The organism is Xenorhabdus entomophaga (assembly GCF_037996725.1).
Classification (GTDB): Bacteria; Pseudomonadota; Gammaproteobacteria; order Enterobacterales; family Enterobacteriaceae; genus Xenorhabdus; species Xenorhabdus khoisanae.
Map to the genome: position 1 here is coordinate 1 of NZ_JBBMXH010000237.1, position 1,446 is coordinate 1,446.

General features: G+C 51.4%; 2 protein-coding genes. Both read left to right on the forward strand.

Features of this window, described 5'->3' with window-relative positions:
• The coding region (locus AAC854_RS22450; protein ID WP_340619029.1) for a phage tail protein at positions 1-622 on the forward strand (622 nt) is incomplete at its 5' end.
• Between the two features lie 9 nt (positions 623-631).
• Positions 632-1,446, forward strand: an 815-nt coding sequence (locus AAC854_RS22455) for a phage tail-collar fiber domain-containing protein (protein WP_340619030.1), incomplete at its 3' end; no start/stop codon positions are given.

The following is a 1,446-nucleotide window of genomic DNA, read 5'->3' on the forward strand; positions in this document are numbered from 1 at the left end:
CTTACCCTCATGGATGGACAAGGGGGAACCCGCCAAACTGCTTAATGCGGCGCGGGCATTCTGGACGGAAGTTTACGGCTGGCTGACATGGCCGCTCGCTCAACTGGATGCAGAAACCTGTTCTGAGGCGCTGTTATCGGTGCTGGCCTACCAGCGGGATATCCAGCGCTTTAACGGGGAACCGTTGCCCCTGTTTCGCAAGCGGGTGAAGTACGCCTTTATCAATGCCAAAGATGCAGGCAGCATCGCAGGCTTTATTGCCATCTTTGAACGGTTGGGTGTGGGTTATGTGGAATTGCTGGAGCGTCAGCCGGACATTGACTGGGATGTGATTATTTTGCGCCTCAGTGACGGGCAGATAGCGGCTAACCCCGATTTGCTGATGAATATCATCCGTCAGTATGGCCGCACCTGCCGCCGCTACCGTTTTGAAGTGATAGCGAAAAATCAATTATTAATGCGCGTGGGGAGTGTAAGCGCAGACTATATCTGTTATGCCGCCGCTATACCGACACAGCCGCTTTTATTAAGGGTAGGACATATTGCAGGCGTTGCCGTCTGTGACAATGCCAGCCTCAAGGAACACACCGCACCGACTATCACCTACGGTGCGTCATTATAAGGAAATAGTATGTCTTCAGTGATAACGACAGACTTTGAAAAATGGAAAGCTCAACAGGTTGCTGCCAGTCAGCCCGTGGTGCTGGATGAATTTGTCTTCGCCAATGTGCCTGAGTTAGATCCGATTCAGGCCATCAGCCGAGACGAGAAACTGCCTGCGGTAAACTACATCGTTCACCGTCAGGCGGTCAACAAGACTGGGCTTGCCAGTGAGAACGCCGTGGCCTACAGCGTCACATTAGGGACGGAAGTCGGCAACTTCGATTTCAACTGGATTGGTCTGCTCAATAAGGCTTCCGGTGTTATCGGGATGATCACCCATGCGCCTACCCAGAAGAAAATCAAAACCGCCAACGGCTTACAGGGCAATGTCCTGACCCGCTCTTTCTTGCTGGAGTTTGATGGTGCGGCTAAAGAAACCGCTATCACGACGACCGCCGAAACATGGCAGATTGATTTTACCGCCCGTTTGTCGGGTATTGATGAGATGCAGCGCTTGATCAATACCGACAGTTACGGAGAGGCGGCTTTTTTTGATGAAGGTTTTGCGGTGATCCGTAATGGTGATCAGTACACAGTAAAAAAAGGGCTGGCCTATGTCGGCGGGTTGCGCGGGGTACTGGAATTTGACCAGACGCTGAATAGCCTGCGCAATACCCGAGTGTATGCCGATTTTAGCTATCAGGGTAATCTGGTGAGCCAATGGAAAACGGCCGTTAAAATTACGGTCGCTAATGACCTGCAAAACTATATCGATGCCGCGGGTTATCCGCATTATGTGTTTGCGATTGCTAATGTTGATGGTGACGGGAATGTCACGGATTT